The sequence below is a fragment of the Marinomonas primoryensis genome, assembly GCF_013372285.1.
GTDB lineage: Bacteria > Pseudomonadota > Gammaproteobacteria > Pseudomonadales > Marinomonadaceae > Marinomonas > Marinomonas primoryensis.
Genome location: NZ_CP054301.1, coordinates 3,784,852 through 3,805,000 on the forward strand (window position 1 = coordinate 3,784,852; position 20,149 = coordinate 3,805,000).

The 20,149-nt window shown below is 45.1% G+C and carries 17 protein-coding genes and 2 rRNA genes (1 of these 19 cut by a window edge); 6 read left to right on the forward strand and 13 right to left on the reverse strand.

All coding sequences use genetic code 11. The features are described from left to right. The first annotated feature begins 215 nt into the window (after positions 1 to 215). Positions 216 to 1,112 carry an EamA family transporter gene (locus MP3633_RS17615; protein WP_112136223.1) on the forward strand — a complete coding sequence of 299 codons (897 nt, stop codon included), beginning with the start codon at positions 216 to 218 and terminating at the stop codon, positions 1,110 to 1,112. A gap of 21 nt (positions 1,113 to 1,133) precedes the next feature. Here MP3633_RS17615 and MP3633_RS17620 read toward each other — a convergent pair whose 3' ends face one another. The 10 genes from MP3633_RS17620 to MP3633_RS17665 all read right to left on the reverse strand — a co-directional run bounded on the left by MP3633_RS17620 (position 1,134) and on the right by MP3633_RS17665 (position 11,453). Beyond that, positions 1,134 to 1,964: an ion transporter gene (locus MP3633_RS17620; protein WP_176336520.1), complete on the reverse strand. Its 831-nt coding sequence runs from the start codon at positions 1,962 to 1,964 to the stop codon at positions 1,134 to 1,136. Between the two features lie 122 nt (positions 1,965 to 2,086). After that, positions 2,087 to 2,362, reverse strand: coding sequence for a hypothetical protein (locus MP3633_RS17625; protein ID WP_112136188.1), 276 nt, complete (start codon positions 2,360 to 2,362; stop codon positions 2,087 to 2,089). An 81-nt stretch (positions 2,363 to 2,443) separates the two neighbouring features. Then, complete coding sequence (locus MP3633_RS17630) at positions 2,444 to 3,004, reverse strand: mechanosensitive ion channel domain-containing protein (protein ID WP_176336521.1); 561 nt, start codon at positions 3,002 to 3,004, stop codon at positions 2,444 to 2,446. A 21-nt stretch (positions 3,005 to 3,025) separates the two neighbouring features. Next, positions 3,026 to 3,910, reverse strand: a complete 885-nt coding sequence (locus tag MP3633_RS17635; protein ID WP_176336522.1) for an AEC family transporter — start codon at positions 3,908 to 3,910, stop codon at positions 3,026 to 3,028. A 70-nt stretch (positions 3,911 to 3,980) separates the two neighbouring features. Next, positions 3,981 to 4,958: a substrate-binding domain-containing protein gene (locus MP3633_RS17640; protein WP_176336523.1), complete on the reverse strand. Its 978-nt coding sequence runs from the start codon at positions 4,956 to 4,958 to the stop codon at positions 3,981 to 3,983. 80 nt (positions 4,959 to 5,038) lie between these two features. Further along, a complete protein-coding gene (locus MP3633_RS17645) occupies positions 5,039 to 5,833 on the reverse strand; it encodes an ATP-binding cassette domain-containing protein (RefSeq protein WP_112136182.1) in 795 nt (264 codons plus the stop codon). Continuing rightward, complete coding sequence (locus tag MP3633_RS17650; protein ID WP_112136180.1) at positions 5,833 to 6,915, reverse strand: ABC transporter permease; 1,083 nt, start codon at positions 6,913 to 6,915, stop codon at positions 5,833 to 5,835. The genes MP3633_RS17645 and MP3633_RS17650 overlap by 1 nt, the downstream gene beginning before the upstream one ends. An 88-nt stretch (positions 6,916 to 7,003) precedes the next feature. Next, the gene (locus MP3633_RS17655; protein WP_176336524.1) at positions 7,004 to 8,035 is read right to left on the reverse strand and encodes a sugar ABC transporter substrate-binding protein; all 1,032 of its coding nucleotides are present in this window, start codon (positions 8,033 to 8,035) and stop codon (positions 7,004 to 7,006) included. A 154-nt stretch (positions 8,036 to 8,189) separates the two neighbouring features. Further along, positions 8,190 to 10,718 (reverse strand): PAS-domain containing protein, encoded by a 2,529-nt coding sequence (locus tag MP3633_RS17660; RefSeq protein WP_176336525.1) that lies wholly within the window; start codon positions 10,716 to 10,718, stop codon positions 8,190 to 8,192. Beyond that, complete coding sequence (locus tag MP3633_RS17665; protein ID WP_176336526.1) at positions 10,719 to 11,453, reverse strand: response regulator; 735 nt, start codon at positions 11,451 to 11,453, stop codon at positions 10,719 to 10,721. Positions 11,454 to 11,571: 118 nt separating this feature from the next. Between MP3633_RS17665 and MP3633_RS17670 the strand changes: the two genes are divergently transcribed. Beyond that, positions 11,572 to 11,868, forward strand: coding sequence for a 2Fe-2S iron-sulfur cluster-binding protein (locus tag MP3633_RS17670; protein WP_112136174.1), 297 nt, complete (start codon positions 11,572 to 11,574; stop codon positions 11,866 to 11,868). A 48-nt stretch (positions 11,869 to 11,916) separates the two neighbouring features. Next, entirely contained in the window at positions 11,917 to 14,436 is a 2,520-nt protein-coding gene (gene hrpB / locus MP3633_RS17675) for an ATP-dependent helicase HrpB (RefSeq protein ID WP_176336527.1), read from the forward strand. 8 nt (positions 14,437 to 14,444) lie between these two features. On the opposite strand, the gene MP3633_RS17680 is transcribed toward hrpB, so the two are convergent. Further along, complete coding sequence (locus MP3633_RS17680) at positions 14,445 to 15,452, reverse strand: phosphotransferase (protein WP_176336528.1); 1,008 nt, start codon at positions 15,450 to 15,452, stop codon at positions 14,445 to 14,447. A 121-nt stretch (positions 15,453 to 15,573) separates the two neighbouring features. Between MP3633_RS17680 and MP3633_RS19010 the strand changes: the two genes are divergently transcribed. From MP3633_RS19010 to MP3633_RS19020, 3 genes are all read left to right on the forward strand, one after another. Further along, the gene (locus tag MP3633_RS19010) at positions 15,574 to 15,918 is read left to right on the forward strand and encodes a hypothetical protein (RefSeq protein WP_244959730.1); all 345 of its coding nucleotides are present in this window, start codon (positions 15,574 to 15,576) and stop codon (positions 15,916 to 15,918) included. Positions 15,919 to 16,160: 242 nt separating this feature from the next. Further along, positions 16,161 to 16,853 carry a hypothetical protein gene (locus MP3633_RS19015; RefSeq protein WP_244959731.1) on the forward strand — a complete coding sequence of 231 codons (693 nt, stop codon included), beginning with the start codon at positions 16,161 to 16,163 and terminating at the stop codon, positions 16,851 to 16,853. Positions 16,854 to 17,041: 188 nt separating this feature from the next. Then, positions 17,042 to 17,281 (forward strand): hypothetical protein, encoded by a 240-nt coding sequence (locus tag MP3633_RS19020; protein WP_244959733.1) that lies wholly within the window; start codon positions 17,042 to 17,044, stop codon positions 17,279 to 17,281. Between the two features lie 253 nt (positions 17,282 to 17,534). On the opposite strand, the gene rrf is transcribed toward MP3633_RS19020, so the two are convergent. Further along, positions 17,535 to 17,649 (reverse strand): 5S ribosomal RNA (rrf, locus tag MP3633_RS17695). A 234-nt stretch (positions 17,650 to 17,883) separates the two neighbouring features. Next, positions 17,884 to 20,149 (reverse strand): 23S ribosomal RNA (locus MP3633_RS17700) (it continues 630 nt past the right edge of the window).

Consider the following 20,149-nt stretch of genomic DNA (forward strand, 5'->3'; position numbering starts at 1 on the left):
GCAATTTAGCGCATATTCAGATGTGAAAGAATGCTCTATCTCTTCTATCAATGCGTTAAATGAAAAATGAATACCGGATAACAAAGACAAAACCCAAGATATTGCGATCTGTGTCCTTCTTTCTTTCGCTATCTGTCCATGTGCAAACTTCTCTAAAACACGTAAAGTGATGAGCTTATTTTTTTGCCCCAACATCACACGGTTAAGGATTTACTATGATTCGCAAAGATATGTTTTTCGCGCTCATTATTATTGTGGCGTGGGGCTTTAACTTTATTGTGATGCGCTGGGGATTGGATGAGCTAACGCCGATGATGTTGGGTGGTTTGCGATTCTTAGTCATCGGGATGATTGGCTGTTTCTTCTTTTCTCGTCCGAAAACACCACTGCTTTGGTGTATTGGCTATGCCTTGTCGTTGAACTTCGGACAGTTTGCGTTTTTATTCAGCGCCATGTCGTTTGGTATGCCAGCAGGATTGGCGTCTTTGGTTCTACAATCTCAGGCTATTTTTACGCTGTTGTTCGCTGTTTTGTTATTAAAAGAAACGGTTCGACCTTACCAAGTACTCGCCATCGGAGTTGCCATTGGCGGCTTGGCGGTCATCGGTTTTGATAATGATGATTCCACCATGACGGCACTTGGATTTGGTTTAACCTTAGCGGCGGGCTCTAGCTGGGCGCTTGGTAATATTTTCACTAAAATCATCAGTCGAAAAGGCTATGACGCCAATCTTAATCTCATCGTTTGGTCTAGCTGGGTTCCAGCGATTCCATTCTTTTTGTGCGCGTATTTTATCGACGGCAGCGATGTGATGTGGAGCAATATTGTTAACCTGAACCTAAAAACCATGGCAACTCTGGCGTATTTATCCCTGTTTGCAACATTAGCAGGGTACGGTTTATGGAGCTATTTACTGTCTCGCTATCCTGCGGCAACCGTTGCACCACTGACATTAGGCGTGCCTGTTGTCGGACTGACGTCGGCAGAGATATTTTTGTCTGAAACGGTGAGTACGGTGCAATGGATAGGGATTTTGGTTGTATTACTTGGCTTAATACTGAACACCTTCGGCGGCCGCTGGCTAAAGAAAGTTAGCCAGCGAGACGCTTAATACTACAAAAGAATAGAATAGTTATTCCTTTCGATCATGTTTTTCGTCTATTTTATCAGCAAGACGAGCAACCTGTGCTTGTAACTCAGAGATTTGAGCTACCAATGCGTGATGGTTATTTTCTTGATTCTCATGTTCTTCTTCTGCGGTTTCTCGTGTCATTACATCCAGTACAACACCGACCATCATGTTTAAAAACACAAACGCCGTTAAGAAAATGAAGATGATGTAGAAAATCCAGCTGAACGGATAGACTTCCATCGTTTCGTACATGACATCGGTCCAATCCTCGAACGTGGCCACTCGGAACAGTGTCAGCATTGAGATGGCGATGTCACCCCACAGCGTCTCGTTGACCTGATGAAAAAAGATAGAGCCCACTGCAGCAAAAATATAAAAGATGATGAACATCAACAAGGCGATGTAGCCCATCTTCGGAATGGCTTTAAGCAAAGCGTTAATCAAAAAGCGTAAATCTGGAATAATCGACACCAGACGCAAAACTCGGAACACTCGCAGCAAGCGTGCGACAAGAATCATCTCGGTTTCAGAAATCGGCATCAAGCTGCCAATCACGATGACGGTATCAAATAGATTCCAAGGATCTTTAAAGAAATGACGTTTATCGTCGCAGGCGAAAAAACGCAGGCTGAGTTCAACAAGAAAGAAAACGGTAATGAAGTTGTCTAAATAATTAATCGCTTTATCAATACCATAAGGCAAAGAATAGGTTTTGGCGCCAACCGTTAATGCGGCAACAATAATGATGCTGATGATAAAGCCTTGAAACCACGCACTGCGCTCGATGCGCTTCATCGTAGTAAACAAACTTTCAGAACGACTCGTTTCCATTACTTCTACCTAATATGCAAAATCGCGACAATAAATTCCTGACATAAAGACAGGTGCCGCCATATTAAGTTCATATCATTCAGAATAAAAGCAGAAGGTTACCAGACAATAAAACTTACCCATTATGTACGTTTAACCCGCACGACCTTCATGATTTCGACTGGAATGCCCGCGACCATTTCTTGCGTTGGGTAGTAGGTTAAATTTACCCACGCACCGCGCAGGGTACGATATTTACCTTGTCGCTTAAAACGAAACGGTACGTCGTAGCCCTCTATCATTAGAGTGTGTAGTACCCAGTCTTCTTGAGGGCGTTGTGCATGGGATTTGACTTTAAGCGAATCCGAATGAATCAGCTTATCGTTATTTTTTAATAAGGCCTGCGGATCAGATTTCACGAGATGCTCCCTGTCGAAAATATGAACGCTTCTTAGTATGACACAGATCCGCTAAATCTTAAAAAGTTGATTGTTTTTTACTCACATTAGAGGTGGAGCCGTTGCTTCATCTTCTGCCGGCTTAACGCTAAATTGACTCATCGCTTGGGCGGCTTCTTTATTCGCAAAGCGCACAACCGCTTTTTGCAATATAAGGCTATTGGGGTAAGTCACAACGTCTCCCGACAACCGATGAATGATCACATGAAATGACGATATCTCAAGGATTTGACCTAATATTTCATCATCCTTATCGACCACTTTCACCCAATCACCAACACGATAAGGAAAGCCGAAGAAGATAATTAAACTGGCGGTAATATTGCTCAAAATTGACCACTGAGCAAATAACGCGACGCCAACTACCGCAAAGACAGACGAGAAAAAAATCGCCAATTGACCGTAACCAATGCCCAATACTAAGCACACCAATAAAACGAAAACGGCCGTAAAGCCTAGGTTTAGCATCTTAGAAACATACGTAATACGCACTTCATTCGCAGACTTTGAACGCCCTAACAAAGCAACGCTAGACTTCAAAAAACGCGAAAGAATGACGTACACCACCACCAACAACGCGATTAAACTAATTTGTACCATCATACTTTTAACCCAGATAATTGTTTATAAAACATAAAACAGCACGCAAGGAATGATCCCTACACTCATCAAATTACCAATCAGAACAATAGAGGCCACTTTATGAGGTTCTTGTTGATACAGTTCAGCCACCATGTAGTTGAGTATGGCAGGGGGTAAGCAGGCAAATATCAACAAGTAACCAAAATATTCGGCTGGAATCCCTACGGTATATTGCCAAATCACAGCAATAATCAGACCACTTAGAGGACACAAAAAACCACTGATCACACCTATTTTCCACTGACTAAAATCGACACTAGTCATACGCACACCGAGCGCGAATAACATCAGCGGGATCGCAATTTGTCCGAGCATGTCGACGGAAACCTTAACCGCAGGTGCTAAAGTCCAACCCTGAAAACTCCATACCAAGCCGAGCATCGTGGCAATCACCATCGGCATTTTCAGCACATTCAGCAGGTTGGATTTCGGGTTAATCAAATACATGCCAACGGTAAAATGCAACAGGTTTTCAGTTAAAAACAATACCACCGCAATGGGCAAAGCCGATTCACCAAATGCCAGTATGATGAGAGGAATACCCAAGTTACCGCTGTTATTAAACATCATCGGGGGGACAAGTGTCTTAGGCGATATCTTTAGCCATTTACACAGAGGCCAAATCAATAATCCAGACCCCAAGACCACGGCCGTCGCCGCCAGTATCAGGTCTAAATATTGCGTAATATGAAAGTCTTTCGATGCCATCACTGAAAATATCAGCGCAGGACAAAATACGCTGATATTAAGACGGTTCGCAACCGTCATGTCCGTTGGCCGGACTCGCGCATACAAAAATGCCACCAGCACAATACTGGCTAGGGGAAAAACGGTATTAAAGATTTGTGATAATACAGATGTGTCCATTACTCGCCTCTATCAATGAAGGGCAATAGCTTAACGCCCTTATTCACAAAGACCAACAATGAAATACAGGTTAGTTTTTTTCGACCAAAACAGCGGGGATTAAAATGAACCGTTGAGGAACGTCTCGTCCTTCTAGCAAGGCCATGCCAATTTCGATGGCCTTTTCTGCCATCTGAACAGGACGCTGTACGGCGGTGGCAATCCAAGGGTTGTTGGCTTGCTGTATAAGATCAAGAGCAAATGGTGCACCATCCACAGAGGCTAATATAAACTCGTTGCGATTAGCTTGCAGAGCCGCGCGCAACGCACCAAAGGCCGTAGGGTCATTAATTGTAAAGACCGCATCGATGTGGTCATACTCTTCCATCAAATACGTCATGGCTTCCATTCCACCTTCAACACTGCCAGTGCCGTTCATACGATCACTTAACAAGGTTATATTCGGGTATTTATTCAATGCTGATTTACAACCAGCAACCCGCTCAATCACGGAGGACACCAAGACGCCATTTATAATCACAAAGTCACCTTGATAACCCATTTTATTCGCCAGTTTTTCACAAGCCACCACACCCGCTTGCACGTTATCGGTGGTAATTGTTGCATCGGCGCCATGGGCATTCACATCGACTGCAATCACTTTAATACCGGCTCGCTGAGCCTTTGCGACAACAGCAGCAACCTTGTATTCATCCGCGGCGGTTAACACGATCAAATCGACTTTCTGCTCGATAAAGTCATTAATTTGACCAATTTGTCTCTGCCAATCATAAGCGTCTGAGCGAATCAGCATTTTAACGGGCTCACCCGCCAACTCTTCTGCTTTTGAGGCGACGGTTTCAACTAACTGTACAAAATAAGGGTTGCCCAAATCGGCGACACTGATCCCTATCGACTTAAGCGGCTGAGGTTCGGAGGATAGGGAAGACAGAGGAGAGAGTAACGCAACCACAATAACGGCGGCGGCAACTCCAGGTATAAGACGACGTGTCACCCAACGCTGGCGTACTTTATTGGCTAAGGTTGCTGCCCATTTTATAAAACTCATTGCGTTTCCTCTAAGTGACAGCATAAAACGAGTCGCTATTTTGCTCTGGTTAACGGCAGCAAAATAGCGCTATAACCGCTTTAAGCGGCTTCGCCTGAACTCTCAACGTCCATCGCGCCGGTCATGATTGCCACGGCGTCTGACATGCTATGAGATTGTGGTGTGACAATCGCGGCGCGCTTACCCAAACGGTGGATATGAATGCGATCTGCGACTTCAAAAACGTGAGGCATATTATGGCTAATCAAAATAATAGGCAAACCACGGTCACGGACTTCTTTGATTAGATTCAATACTCGGCGAGATTCTTTCACACCCAACGCCGCCGTCGGTTCATCCATGATCACCACTTTACTACCAAACAAAGCAGAGCGCGCTACCGCAACACCTTGGCGCTGACCACCAGAAAGAGATTCCACGGCTTGGTTGATATTTTGGATGGTCATTAGCCCTAATTCAGCCATTTTATCGCGGGCACGTCGCTCCATTTCTTTTTTATCCAGCATGCGAAACACAGAGCCTAAAATACCGGGCTTTAACAGTTCTCGGCCTAAGAACAAATTGTCTGCGATGTTAAGAGCAGGAGAAACAGCTAAGTTCTGGTAAACCGTTTCAATGCCCAAGGCACGCGCTTCCATCGGTGACGAAAAGCGTACCGACTTACCGTCTAGAAAAATTTCACCTTCGTCTGGCGTCAGTGCACCAGATAACGCCTTAATCAAAGAGGATTTACCAGCGCCATTATCACCAATAATCGCCAGTATTTCGCCTGGATAAAGCTCAAAATCGGCGTGGTCTATCGCCGTTACACTGCCATAACGCTTTACTAGATTTTTCGTTTGTAACACCGGGGTCTGATCGTATTGAGCTACCATTATGCTGTCCCTCTTCTGATCCACTGATCCACACCAACGGCGACAATAATCAAAATACCGACGGTGAATTCCTGCCATAATACATCGACACCAGCGAGTGCCAAACCATTACGAAATACGCCCACCACTAAGGCGCCAATCAAGGTTCCATAAATAGAACCTCGTCCACCAAATAAACTACAGCCACCAATCACCACGGCGGTAATACTATCCAAGTTTGTCGTATAACCAGCTTGAGGACTGACCGAACCAATACGGCCAATCAATACCCACGCACCCAGCGCGCACACCACACCGGCTAAAATATAAACCGATAACAAAATACGATCAGTGCGAATGCCTGCTAACTTCGCCGCCGCTGGATCATCACCCGTGGCATAGACATGACGTCCCCATGGCGTCCAATTCAAGGCATACCAAATGATGAAAAAGATGCCTAACATCAATAGAGAACCATACGTTAATCTGGCACCAAACACGTTAATCGTTTCGCCTAACCATTGTAGTAATGGTGCAGCAGCACTGATGTCTTGAGAACGAATGGTTTCACTTTTTGAATACCATAAGTTCAGGGCAAAAAACACGTTCCATGAACCTAACGTAGCAATAAAAGGCGGCAACTTCATACGCGTAATCAGCAAGCCGTTTATAAAACCGGCAATCGCACCGACGCCAATGCCTATCAATAAGGCAAGCCATGCTTCAAAACCATAATCCATCGCCATACGGCCCATCACTACCGATGCCAAGACCATGATCGCACCCACAGATAAATCGATACCCGCGGTTAAAATAATTAAGGTTTGTGCAACACCAATCACTCCAATAATAGTGACTTGTTGCAGTATTAAAGACAGGTTAAATGGATGTAAAAAACGCCCGCCAACGATCAAACTAAAGCCAGCAATCGCCAATATTAAAACAATGCTAGGCGCTGCAATCGGGTATTGATGAAGAAATTTTTGAAAGCGCTGCAGGAACGTTTCCTTACGCTCGAATGTGGCAACATAGGTACTGGCTTGATCTGCCACTTTATCGTGATCAAGCGCCGCCGTAGACGGCTTTGAATCGGTTGAACTCATAGATTACTCCAGACAGGAAAAAGGCCGTTAGCCACTTCTGACTAACGGCAAATACGGGCACCTTCGCCCATCTATCACAAGATATTCATTAGCCCCAGCACATCGCCAAGCCAGTTTTAGACGTCACAGATTGAACGCCTTTCACTGGCTCATCCGTAATTAACTGAACGCCTGTATCGAAGAAATCTAGACCATTTGATGCAGAAGGACGTGAGCCAGATTTTGCGAATTCAGCGATGGCCGTTACACCTTCTGACGCCATTTTAAGAGGGAATTGCATTGAGGTAGCGCCGATCACGCCATCTTTGATATTACGAACACCTGGGCAACCACCATCAACGGAAACAATCAACACGTCTTTTTCTAGACCAAATGATTTTAGTGCTTCATACGCACCTGCTGCGGCAGGTTCGTTAATGGTATAAACCAAGTTCAGTTCAGGGTCTTTCTGAAGTAGGTTTTCCATCGCACGGCGACCGCCTTCTTCAGAACCTTGAGTTACTTCGTTACCCACAATACGAGGGTCGGTTTCGTCCCCCATACGCTTAGGGTCTTTGATATCGATACCAAAGCCTTTCAAGAAACCTTGGTCACGTGCAACGTCCACCGTGATTTGGCTTGTACTTAGGTCAAGTAAGGCAATTTTTGCGGTTTTGGCTTTATCGCCCATTTTTGCTTTTGCCCACATACCAATCATTTCGCCAGCTTTAAAGTTATCCGTCGCGAACGTCATGTCTGCTGCACTAGCAGGGCTAAGCGGTGTGTCTAACGCGATAACCAGCAAACCAGCATCACGTGCTTTTTGAATGGTAGGAACAATACCGGCGGTATCACTTGGCGTAATCAGAATACCTTTTGCACCGGCGGATATTAAGTTTTCGATGGCTTGTACTTGTGATTCGTTGTCACCATCATAGCGCCCCGCAAACGTACGCAACTCAACACCCAACTCTTCTGCTTTTTGCTGGGCGCCTTCTTTCATTTTCACGAAGAATGGATTGGTATTAGTTTTGGTGATAAGACCAATAATGGGGGTTTCTGCGATAGCAACGGTAGACAGTGTGCCCGCCGCTACTAGACAAGCGAATGTTTTAAAAGGAATGCGATGCATGAATTTCATTGTTTTGTAACTCCAGTTTTTTGTTTTTATTATCGGCAGTAACGCCATGACAAAACAGATCCAGCCCCGACTCTGTTTCTAACAAACCACTATGAAGATCAAAAACTAATGAATGATGTCATCCTTAACTTTTTTTTGTAATATTTGTAATATTTCAGCGCTGTACCTGAAATATTCGACTTAACGCCTTGATAGTAAAAGGTTTTGATATAAATAAATCTTTTTCTTTTAACTGATATTTTTGCTTCAACTCATCTTTAGGTAAACCAGACATCAGTAATATTGGCCCCCTAAAGCCTGAAGCATCCACTCTAATACTGTGAGCAAGCTCTACCCCGCTCATGGTGCCTGCCAAGTTCACATCAGACACGATGGCGTCAGGAATAAGAGCGCTGTTTAGTGCATCGATCACGGCTTCTGCCCGATCAAAATGTTGTACCATAAAGCCCATTTTTTCCAATTGTTCGCGCATCACGCGACACACCTCTTCGTCGTCTTCTACCAACCAAACCACACTGCGTTCAGGCAGTAAGATTGTCTCTTGCTGTGTTTCATTGTCTTGAGGTATTTTTTTATCATCAGATAACGCTTCTGTTGGCACTATTTGCTGAGGCAAAAACAAACAAACCCGTGTCCATTTTCCTTTCCCTGAGGTGACTTTTATTTCACCGCCACTTTGTTTTACAAAACCGTAAATCATACTCAACCCCAAGCCGCTGCCTTTACCCACTGGCTTGGTGGTGAAAAAAGGTTCAAAAATTCGCCCAATAACGCCTTCTGAAATACCTTCGCCTGAGTCTTCTACTTGTATGCGAATCGCAGGAATCTCGCTGTCGGGCAAGGTGCAGAGTGTGGTCGAAAAGGATAATCTGCCACCGTCAGGCATTGCACTCGCGCTGTTCAGAGATAAATTCAACAAGGCATTTTCAAGCTGCGAAGGGTCAATCAAACTCATAATATTAGGACACTGCAAATCGCTTTCAACATGGATGTGAGTGCCCACGCTGTATTCAACCAAGTCCAACATACCTTCAATTAAATCATCAACCCCAATGGTCACAGGGAAAAGTTGCTGCCGGCGACTAAACGCCAGTAAACGTTGTACCAAATTACTGCTTTTCTCCGATACGACGAGCGCACGCTCTATGTATCTGGCTTGATCACTGGTCTGTGGTCGTGAGTCTGACAACATTTGTAAGTTCCCCATAATCGCCGCCAATAGATTGTTAAAATCATGAGCGACGCCACCGGTAAGCTGCCCAAGCATCTCCATTTTTTGTGCCTGACGCAGTTGGCTTTCAACACTCTTACGTTCTGTTAAGTCCGTGTATAGCGTCACAAATCCGCCTTCAGGCATCGGTTTGGAACGGAATTCGACAATTTTCCCGGAATCAAAGTGACGCTCAAAGCTTTGAAAACGCAGATGACGCGTGACATTCACCTCGTCCATATGAACTTGCTGATTTTCGAGATTAAGATTTTTATGTTGACCACGGTTAATCAGATGTTGAACGTCATCAATCGACATACCAACACTCAAATCGTCATCCGATAAATCAAACAACTTTTGATAACCCGAATTCCAAGCGACCAATGTACCTTTTGCCGAAAACACACTTAAGCCATCGTTCATGTTATCGAAAATGGTTTCCAGTAGCCGTTTTTGTTCTGACAACTCAGCGGTCACTTCCAAACGCCTTAGGGCGTCGCGGCGAAAGACTTCGAATGTGTCTGCTAAAGTCCCGATTTCATCATGTCGGCGTATGGCGGTGCGTTTTGAATCCACGCGCCCTAGAGACAACTGTTCCATGTCATTGGTGACCACACCCAAGTCCTTTGTCATACGCTGACTGTACAAATACAACCGAGTCAGACCCAACAAAAGAAAAACAGAAATGCCAATAATCCAGTTTTGCCCTCGGGTCACCAACGCAGAGACCTCTTGGCGCTGACGACTTACTTTTTTCTGCAACCCACCCACGAAATTACTAACCTGTTGACTCAACTGCTCAGATTTAGCACGGATAGATATGAGTAAGTAATTTTTGCGCTCTTGGATTTGAGTTAAACGACGGTGCGCCATTAATAAGTCATCGGTAATGCTCGAAACTTGCCCACTTTGCGCCGACAAATTTAAGCTTTTCACCATGTTCTCCGGCACCAAACTAGGCGACTCTAATAACTGCAACAACCAAATTAAACCTTGTTGGCTATTCACACTGGCAACATCATCAGAGGGAGACAATTTCCGTATACGAAACTGCTGAGCCAAGCTGTCTTCACGCAGGTACAACTCTTCTCTTACCAACGCCACCAACTCTTCTAAGGTGGTTTGCAAATCATCCAGGCGATCATCAATATCACGCTGGAAAACAGAATCGGTCAAACTATCGGCAACGCCTCGCAATTCAAGAATACGACGGTGAATGCGTTCAGATTCTGTTTGTAACTGGAACGGACGGCCAGATCCGGCCGTGTATGGTGCAATGGCGGCTAATTGAGCAACGCCTTCGGCTAGGGTTAATGAGGTACTGATTTCAGGTAAGATTTTCGATTCAAATTCGGACAAAGACGCTTCACTGACTCGCATAGATTGCCAGCCGATACCAACCATAAAAAACGCCACCACACTAATCGCTAAAATAGACAAAGACGCTTTTTGACGGATACTGGTAAAGCGCATTTAGTTTTTCCGTACTGGGCCTTGGAAGAAGTACCCCAGTCCACGTTGCGTCTTAATAAATTCGGGGGTTTTAGGGTTTGCCTCTATTTTTCGGCGTAGTCGTAAAATCAATACATCGACGGTACGATCAAACACCTCAGTGTCCAGACCTCGACTTTTCTCTATCAGTTGTTCACGGGAAAGAATACGATCTGGATGCTGCGCCAACACCTCCAATAAGGAAAACTCGCCTAGTGTTAAGGTCACATATTTACCGTCTTGGCCATGCAAGAGTCGAGCGGTTAAATCCAATACCCAACCGCCAAAGCTCAAGCAGTCATGATCTTGATTGATGGTATTGGTCAAGGAAGGAGCTGCCTGAGAAGAGCGACGTAACAAGGCGTGAATCCGAGCGGTTAACTCTCGTAAATTAAACGGCTTCATCATGTAATCATCTGCGGCCAACTCAAGTCCTAAAATACGATCGGTTTCATCACCTTTGCCAGTCAACATCATGATTGGCATGGTGAATTGCGTCCGAACGTCGCGAGCAAGGTTTAAACCGTCCTCTTCTCGTAGATACAAATCCATCAACACCAAATCAACGGATTCCGCCTCTAAATGAAGCCACATTTGGTGACCATTTTCGGCTTCTCTTACTTGATACCCTTTTTGTGATAAGGCATCACATAGAAGTAGGCGAATGTCTTGATCATCATCGACAACCAATAAAGTCTTTTTATTTTGCTCTGTCATTGTCTAAATTGACATCCATTGTTGTTTTTATTTGAAGTGCATCAAGCTAGGTGAACTATGATCACCTGATTAGTATCATGCTAAAGTTAATGAAAGATTAACAGAAGGAAAAAAACTTGTGCAAAAGAAACGCATAAGCCTCTCTTTTTTAGACCCTGATCAATGGTTTCTAAATGACCAAAGGGAGACCGTTTTGGATACCTTGGTAAAAAATGGCATTCCCATTAAGCAGGCTTGCATCAACGGTGTCTGCGGCGTTTGTTTGACACCTTTGCTATCCGGTGAAATAGATTACGCGGAGAGGCAACCTCGTGGCCTCAATGAAAAAGAAAAAGAAAGCGGTTACTTTCTGCCTTGCATCTCAACATGTAAAACAGACATTTGTATTGGTAAACCAAAAGTGACGCTGCGCTAAGACACGGAAAAACGCTATCATAGACGCAGCCTATTAATGAGCAGACTTATGTCTAACGAACTGCCTATCTATCAACTGATTCCTGACTTAAAGCGTCAACTCAATCAGTCTCACGAAGCCATTTTGGAAGCCGCTCCCGGTGCAGGTAAAACCACGGTGGTGCCACTCGAGTTAATGGAAGAAACTTGGCTAAAAGGTCGTAAGATCATTATGCTCGAACCACGACGTTTGGCCGCCAAAACCGCAGCGAAACGCCTCGCCGATTCATTACAAGAACCACTTGGCGAACGCATTGGTTATCGAATTCGCCATGAGGGCAAAGAAAGCAAAAACACTCAAGTGCTCGTCGTAACCGAAGGCGTATTAACCCGCATGCTACATGACGATCCAAGTTTAGATGACATCGCCCTAGTTATCTTCGATGAATTTCACGAGCGTAACCTTCATTCTGATTTGGCGTTTGCTTTGTGTTTACAAGCACGAGAGCTTTACCGAGACGAAGACCCGCTAAAGCTATTGGTCATGTCAGCCACGTTAGATACAGAAGTGCTGGAGGCCAGACTCAACTGTCCAACACTCACCAGCCAAGGCCGCAGCTTTCCAATCATCACACACTATGGCAATAAAGCACTCAAGACCTTTCAAATCACCGACGAAGTCGTGCGCCTTACTTGCCAAGCCTTCAATGAAGAAACTGGCAGCATATTGGTTTTTCTACCGGGGCAAAAAGAAATTCGTCAAGCAGCAAGCAAACTGCAACATCAACTCGGCCATCATGCTCACTTAAGCATTCTGCCGTTATATGGCGAGCTCAGCCTAAAAGAACAAGAACAGGTCATTCAGCCGGTGGTTGCCCCAGCGCGTAAAATTGTTCTTGCAACGGCGATAGCACAAACCAGCTTAACAATTGAAGGGATTCGAGTGGTGGTCGATAGTGGCCTGAGTCGCGAAGCACGTTTCGATGCCAATACCGCTATAACACGATTACACACTCGTCGAGCAACTCAAGCGGAAACCACGCAGCGAATGGGCCGAGCAGGTAGAACGGAAGAGGGCATTTGCTATCGTTGGTGGAGCGAAGCACAGCAATACCAGCTGGCGCCGCAAGCCCAACCTCAAATTGAAATCAGTGACTTAAACTCCCTCGTGATGGATCTCGCCAAATGGGGCGTTCAAGCGCGTTTGGAACTGGATTGGGTTACGCCTCCAACAGAAAGCCACTGGCAGCAATCGGTGGATTTACTCACAAAGCTGTCGGCGCTTGCCCCTAATGAAGCGTTACAGCTTACTCCGCTTGGCAAACACATGAGTGAACTCGGCATTGAGCCGAGACTGGCTAGGCTTCTGATTGAAGGCATAAAAAGAGGAAACGATCAGGCTGCTGGTTCCGTGTGCGCAATTCTGTCGGAAGGTGATCCGTTTACTCAGCACAACAGCTGCCTAAGCGATCGACTTGCATGGCTTAACGGTACGCTGTCTATAAACAGCAAGCGACCCAAACCAGTTTATCAAAAAGCACGACAGCAATGGCTTCAACGCAGTCAAAACATCTTGATTCAACAAGATATCACGCGTGAAGACTCGAACGATATAGCGCCTCTGCTCATCAGCGCGTTTGCAGATCGCATTGCTCTACGAGTCAATCAAGATAACGAAAGAGTACGCTACAAGCTGACTAACGGTCGTATGGCAAGTTTGGATATTCAAGATCCATCGGCTCAAGAGCCGTGGCTGATTGCGTTAGACATTGGCGGTCATCATGGCCAAGAAGAAGACCGCATTTTTCTCGCTCATCCGATCCAATTAGACTCAATCGAAACCGATTTCCCCTATCTAATAGAAACAAAGCAGCACCTAACATGGTCAAAAAAAGACGCGCGTTTATTAAGTGAATCGCAACGATGGATTGGCAAGTTATGCATCGACAAAAAAAAGAGTAACAAACCATCAGAAGCAGATATTTGCCAAGCGATCTTCGTCTATATTCGTCAAAATAGTTTGTCCGTTTTACCTTGGGATGATGCGAGCGAACAGCTGCGGGCTCGCATCCAGTTTGCCTTTACCCATGATAAAAACACACAATGGCCAGATTATTCTGATGACGCACTACTCGCTGGACTAGAAAACTGGTTGGCGCCATACGTCGGAGCCATTACAACGCAACAAGCGATGAACAAACTTCCTTTGGCGAATATTCTGCTTAACCAGTTAGATTGGAATCAGCAGCAAACGCTTAATAATAACGTCCCGCCTCGACTCGACATTGCATCAGGAGCAAGTCACAAAATTGATTACAAAGAGCAGCCGCCAACGCTGCGTGTAAAGCTGCAAGAAATGTTTGGCACTACGACTCATCCGACGTTTTTTAATCAAACCATTCGAATTGAACTGCTATCTCCGGGACAAAGACCTTTGGCCGTGACCCAAGACTTGGCTTTCTTTTGGAAAGAAGCTTATCCAGAGGTTCGAAAAGAAATGCGCGGTCGTTATCCTAAGCATCCATGGCCCGAAGACCCTATGAGTGCTCAGGCGACCGCAAAAACCAATCGAGCATTAAGGTCGTCATGAAGAATGTGTTAAGCGTTTCTCAGCTGTTGAAGCGCTTGCTCGGTTAGGTCGTGGCTGAAAGGGGTATTCTTTGCATGAGTTGGGCTCCAGCCCATAATGAAGCGATGAAAGTCTGCCCAAGCAATCACAAACAATGTTTGCCACTCTTCAATAACCTCTTGAGCAAAAGCCTGAGATTCGCCTTGAGCCATTAACTCTCGCCCTAGCTCGGCAAAATAATGATCAAGTAAATAAGGTAGGTTTTCAGACAACGCTTTTTCAGTAAGAGCGCTGCCTAAGAGATAAGCCAAATCCTGTACGCCAGTACCACCTCCAACGTATTGAAAATCTACCGCTGCGACTTTTTCTTCTTGTGTAGAAAAACAAAAATTCGCTACCTTCGCATCGCCATGAACCAGTGTTTTAAAACGAGCTTCGTCTAGGCACTGAGACAAAGCGACTGCAGATGACTTCAACTCACCTTCTTCCATCGCCATCCATTCTTCTTGGCGTGTATCTAAATGCCAATAAGTGCCTTTTCCCCAAAGTCCTTTAGGCCAACCCAAAACGGGGTTTTGATGAATAAAACCAGCGTGAAAGGCCGCAATCCAGTTAATACAAGACAATAGATGCTGATCGTTATCAGTGTCGTATCGAGCGTCATAACCCAACGCGTCTAAGTCTTCTAATAAGATCAATCGCTGACCGCTTTGCTTATCAAAATGAACACCATGACAATGCGCTACTCGAGCCGAATCAAGGCAGCGGGCAGCCCAATCTTGGTACCAACATTGCTCCACTTCATAAGAACGTATTTTTCGGTTATGCGCGTGATCAGACTGCCAACCACGAGGGTGATTTATAGAAATGGGGAAGGTGCAATGTTTGGCAATAATATAAGTGGAAGGCTGAGAACCTTGATAACTAATGATATAGCGGACGATTTCGCCATAACCACTCCACAAAGACTGAATTACTTCCTTGCGCTCAACAAAGCTTGCCTTGCATTGTCGCTTTATAAAAAATTCGGGGGTCATAAGTTAATAACTTTTCAACATTGTAGTAAAGCTAGTCAAATTCGCATGGGCGGTAGAAATTCTTGCTGTCACTATCGGCTTTCTAATTTCCATTATTGTATCGTTCTCAGTCTATGAAGAATTGAACAAAACAGATCGAATACTGAGCTTTGGTGATTATAGCAGCATACTGGTCGCTGCCCTGCCTTTTGTCTTAGTCGCGGTTGTTGAAGCGGCAAAGATCCCCGTTGCAACCGCTCTTATGTACGCCAAGCATTTTTGGTGGCGTGTTTTATTTTTTATTGGACTGGTTTTATTGTCAACAATCACTTTTGAAACCATGTTAAATGGTTTTGAGAGAAACTTTTCAAGTTTAAATATCAGCATTGATGAAAAGAAAAAATTAATATTATTAACCTACAGCAAGTTGATAACGATTACCGAATCAATGTTCAAACCGCAAACAACGCTTATTAAACAGCACTGAACAAAGAACGTGAGCATATTAACCAACAAATAACTCAACTAAACAATGAAGCTCATGGAAGCCAGCAGTATCAAACAGAAATTGACGAGCTTCACGCTAAAGAACTCGATATTTACGATGCTTGGGACCAAGAACGTGACGAACTACAAAAACGCCTTCGAAGCTTATTAAATAACTACGTTGCCGGCACTCAAAATGATAAACAACAGCTTCAACAAGAGTTAGATGACTTAAAAGCAGAAATGAAACTAAAGCTCTCAGAAGCAGGCTTTTTTACTCGTGGTCAAGTCGAAACTAAGTACCGTAAGCTAATTGCAGACAAAGAAGAACGCCTTTATTCCGTTGCAGACAGATCCACTGGTAGTGGAGCACTAGATCAGCAAACTCAAAGTGAAAAACAACTTCAAGAACAACTACAAATATTAGGCCAGAACTATCAAAAACGTGTTGATCTAGGACGTTCTCGTATCGCTTACCTAGAAAAGCAAATACTCGAGCATTCAACCGACAATGAGCAAAAGCGCCAAAGTTTCAGAGTAAACTTTAATACAATCACAAAACAGGCAGATCAATTACGTAGTGGCTCTATCATCAGAGCGGCAAAAGAAAAAGATGTCCTATTAACTGAATATGATTTGATTCAGCAAGAAGTAAAAGTGATAGACAAAGAAATGTATAGCTTAAATCAGGAACAAAGCATCATTAAGCATGACATTAATCGTCTAGTAAACTCTAATCAGATTTATCGTCTTGCTGCCTACATCAGCGATAAAGAACAAGCAATTGATGTTCCTAAGTCCACCGTAGGACTAGTCGCCTTGGTATGGTTCTCATCACTTGCCTTTATTAGTGCCGTCACAGGGGTTTTCTTAGCCATCACAGGTATTTATATTCAACGCATCTATGCAAAAGAAAATGAGCATAGAGAAGAGTAATGCTCCTCCTTCAAACTCTATAAAAAACTGGATGTTCTGCTTAAAATACTAATTAAAGCGAATCCTAATCAGTGAGTTAGCAGACATCACGCGTTAATCCTTATCACGCTTATACAAAAGCCCACTTCAAAATGAACTGGTTTTTTTGTGTATAAAAACAAGGCTTATCCCCAGATAGGCAAGAATACATGATGCTATTAAACCATCACACTTGTTTACTCAAGATACATAATTTGTACTCGCTTAGACCTGATCTGACAGTTACCCATTTTGAAGCAGTGTCTGTCGGGTTAAACTCTTTTAAAGCCGGCGGTAAAGCGCATACGCACACCCAACGCATTCTAGACATTCAACCAGATGCCATACACCAACGTGTGGCGGTTATTCTAGGTGCCGCTAACGAAGTGGATAAGTGCTTAACTTATTAACACCGACAAGTTAAACATTGATGGCTTAGCAGTGCATAACTCAGAAAGCCCTGAATAGTTGAGCATTCAGGGCTTTCTTGTATTGATAGGCTTGTCATCTACACTAGTCTTGAACTCATTGACCTATTATTCCACCTAATGTCGTATTTTGGTCAATATAAAACGAGGTCAGAAGACGTTACTTCCCTTGTCCCTTTCTTCCAGCCAAAAAAAAGCCCTGACAGCGTTAGCTATCAGGGCTCTCTTAATTTAAGCTTGACGACGACCTACTCTCACATGGGATCTCCCACACTACCATCGGCGATGGCGCTTTTCACTTCTGAGTTCGGGATGGGATCAGGTGGTTCAACGCCTCTATGATCGTCAAGCAATTCTGCTGCGTTCGTTCTGGCGGTTTCTTAAGATCATAATCTCTATCATCTCTTTCTTCCAACCAAAACACGCGAAGACATGCTTGGATCTTTAACAATTCTTTTTTGAAATAACGGTAATCAAGGTTAAACCAGTTTTTATCGTAATGTGTCTCTGTAATCTTTGATGCATTTGCTTAGAGTCTTTTTCATTCTCTCTTCACTTATCATCTAAAACCACTTTGGTGTTATATGGTCAAGCCTCACGAGCAATTAGTATTGGTTAGCTCAATGCCTCACAGCACTTACACACCCAACCTATCAACGTCCTAGTCTCGAACGGCTCTTTAGGGGACTTATGTCCCAGTGAGATCTTATCTTGAGGGAGGCTTCCCGCTTAGATGCTTTCAGCGGTTATCCCGTCCGAACGTAGCTACCCGGCAATGCCACTGGCGTGACAACCGGAACACCAGAGGTTCGTCCACTCCGGTCCTCTCGTACTAGGAGCAGCTCCTCTCAAATCTCAAACGTCCACGGCAGATAGGGACCGAACTGTCTCACGACGTTCTAAACCCAGCTCGCGTACCACTTTAAATGGCGAACAGCCATACCCTTGGGACCGGCTTCAGCCCCAGGATGTGATGAGCCGACATCGAGGTGCCAAACACCGCCGTCGATGTGAACTCTTGGGCGGTATCAGCCTGTTATCCCCGGAGTACCTTTTATCCGTTGAGCGATGGCCCTTCCATACAGAACCACCGGATCACTAAGACCTACTTTCGTACCTGCTCGACGTGTCTGTCTCGCAGTTAAGCGTGCTTTTGCCTTTACACTCTACGCATGATTTCCGACCATGCTGAGCACACCTTCGTGCTCCTCCGTTACTCTTTGGGAGGAGACCGCCCCAGTCAAACTACCCACCACACAGTGTCCTCGATCCAGATAATGGACCTGAGTTAGAACCTCAAACATACCAGGGTGGTATTTCAAGATTGGCTCCAATAGAACTAGCGTCCTATCTTCAAAGCCTCCCACCTATCCTACACAAATAGGTTCAAAGTTCACTGTGAAGCTATAGTAAAGGTTCACGGGGTCTTTCCGTCTAGCCGCGGATACACAGCATCTTCACTGCGATTTCAATTTCACTGAGTCTCGGGTGGAGACAGTGTGGCCATCGTTACGCCATTCGTGCAGGTCGGAACTTACCCGACAAGGAATTTCGCTACCTTAGGACCGTTATAGTTACGGCCGCCGTTTACTTGGGCTTCGATCAAGAGCTTCGCTTACGCTAACCCCATCAATTAACCTTCAAGCACCGGGCAGGCGTCACACCCTATACGTCCACTTTCGTGTTTGCAGAGTGCTGTGTTTTTAATAAACAGTCGCAGCCACCTGGTATCTTCGACCGACTAGTGCTTACGGAGCAAGTCCTTCACACCGGCCGGCGTACCTTCTCCCGAAGTTACGGTACCATTTTGCCTAGTTCCTTCACCCGAGTTCTCTCAAGCGCCTTGGTATTCTCTACCTGACCACCTGTGTCGGTTTGGGGTACGGTCAATGTATATCTGAAGCTTAGAAGTTTTTCCTGGAAGCATGGCATCAACCACTTCGCCCAAAAGAGGGCTCGTCATCAGTTCTCGGCATTCTCTCTAAAAGAGTGACCCGGATTTGCCTAAGTCACTTGCCTACCGCCTTAAACACAGACAACCATCGCTGTGCTGGCCTAGCCTTCTCCGTCTCTCCATCGCAATATACATCGGTACAGGAATATTAACCTGTTTTCCATCGACTACGCATTTCTGCCTCGCCTTAGGGGCCGACTCACCCTGCCCTGATTAACATGGGACAGGAAACCTTGGTCTTCCGGCGGGGGAGTTTTTCACTCCCCTTATCGTTACTCATGTCAACATTCGCACTTCTGATACCTCCAGCCTGCCTTACAGCTTGACCTTCAACGGCTTACAGAACGCTCCTCTACCATGCCTAATAAATTAAGCATCCGTAGCTTCGGTGTACAGTTTGAGCCCCGTTATATCTTCCGCGCAGGCCGACTCGACTAGTGAGCTATTACGCTTTCTTTAAAGGATGGCTGCTTCTAAGCCAACCTCCTAGCTGTCTAAGCCTTCCCACATCGTTTCCCACTTAACTGTAACTTTGGGACCTTAGCTGACGGTCTGGGTTGTTTCCCTTTCCACGACGGACGTTAGCACCCGCCGTGTGTCTCCCGTAATTGCACTCATTGGTATTCGGAGTTTGCATGGGGTTGGTAAGTCGGGATGACCCCCTAGCCCAAACAGTGCTCTACCCCCAATGGTGAGATACGAGGCGCTACCTAAATAGCTTTCGAGGAGAACCAGCTATCTCCGAGCTTGATTAGCCTTTCACTCCTATCCACAAGTCATCCCCAGCCTTTTCAACGGATGTGGGTTCGGTCCTCCAGTTGATGTTACTCAACCTTCAACCTGCTCATGGATAGATCGCCCGGTTTCGGGTCTATTCCCAGCAACTAAACGCCCTA

Excerpts from the sequence above, each read along its gene's own strand:
- MP3633_RS17665 (WP_176336526.1), bottom strand. The coding sequence starts at position 11,453 with ATGACAGAGCAAAATAAAAAGACTTTATTGGTTGTCGATGATGATCAA.
- MP3633_RS19015 (WP_244959731.1), top strand. The coding sequence starts at position 16,161 with ATGAAACTAAAGCTCTCAGAAGCAGGCTTTTTTACTCGTGGTCAAGTC.
- MP3633_RS19020 (WP_244959733.1), top strand. The coding sequence starts at position 17,042 with ATGATGCTATTAAACCATCACACTTGTTTACTCAAGATACATAATTTG.
- MP3633_RS17680 (WP_176336528.1), bottom strand. The coding sequence starts at position 15,452 with ATGACCCCCGAATTTTTTATAAAGCGACAATGCAAGGCAAGCTTTGTT.
- MP3633_RS17660 (WP_176336525.1), bottom strand. The coding sequence starts at position 10,718 with ATGCGCTTTACCAGTATCCGTCAAAAAGCGTCTTTGTCTATTTTAGCG.
- hrpB (WP_176336527.1), top strand. The coding sequence starts at position 11,917 with ATGTCTAACGAACTGCCTATCTATCAACTGATTCCTGACTTAAAGCGT.
- MP3633_RS17645 (WP_112136182.1), bottom strand. The coding sequence starts at position 5,833 with ATGGTAGCTCAATACGATCAGACCCCGGTGTTACAAACGAAAAATCTA.
- MP3633_RS17650 (WP_112136180.1), bottom strand. The coding sequence starts at position 6,915 with ATGAGTTCAACCGATTCAAAGCCGTCTACGGCGGCGCTTGATCACGAT.
- MP3633_RS17635 (WP_176336522.1), bottom strand. The coding sequence starts at position 3,910 with ATGGACACATCTGTATTATCACAAATCTTTAATACCGTTTTTCCCCTA.
- MP3633_RS17640 (WP_176336523.1), bottom strand. The coding sequence starts at position 4,958 with ATGAGTTTTATAAAATGGGCAGCAACCTTAGCCAATAAAGTACGCCAG.
- MP3633_RS17630 (WP_176336521.1), bottom strand. The coding sequence starts at position 3,004 with ATGATGGTACAAATTAGTTTAATCGCGTTGTTGGTGGTGGTGTACGTC.
- MP3633_RS17620 (WP_176336520.1), bottom strand. The coding sequence starts at position 1,964 with ATGGAAACGAGTCGTTCTGAAAGTTTGTTTACTACGATGAAGCGCATC.
- MP3633_RS17615 (WP_112136223.1), top strand. The coding sequence starts at position 216 with ATGATTCGCAAAGATATGTTTTTCGCGCTCATTATTATTGTGGCGTGG.
- MP3633_RS17655 (WP_176336524.1), bottom strand. The coding sequence starts at position 8,035 with ATGAAATTCATGCATCGCATTCCTTTTAAAACATTCGCTTGTCTAGTA.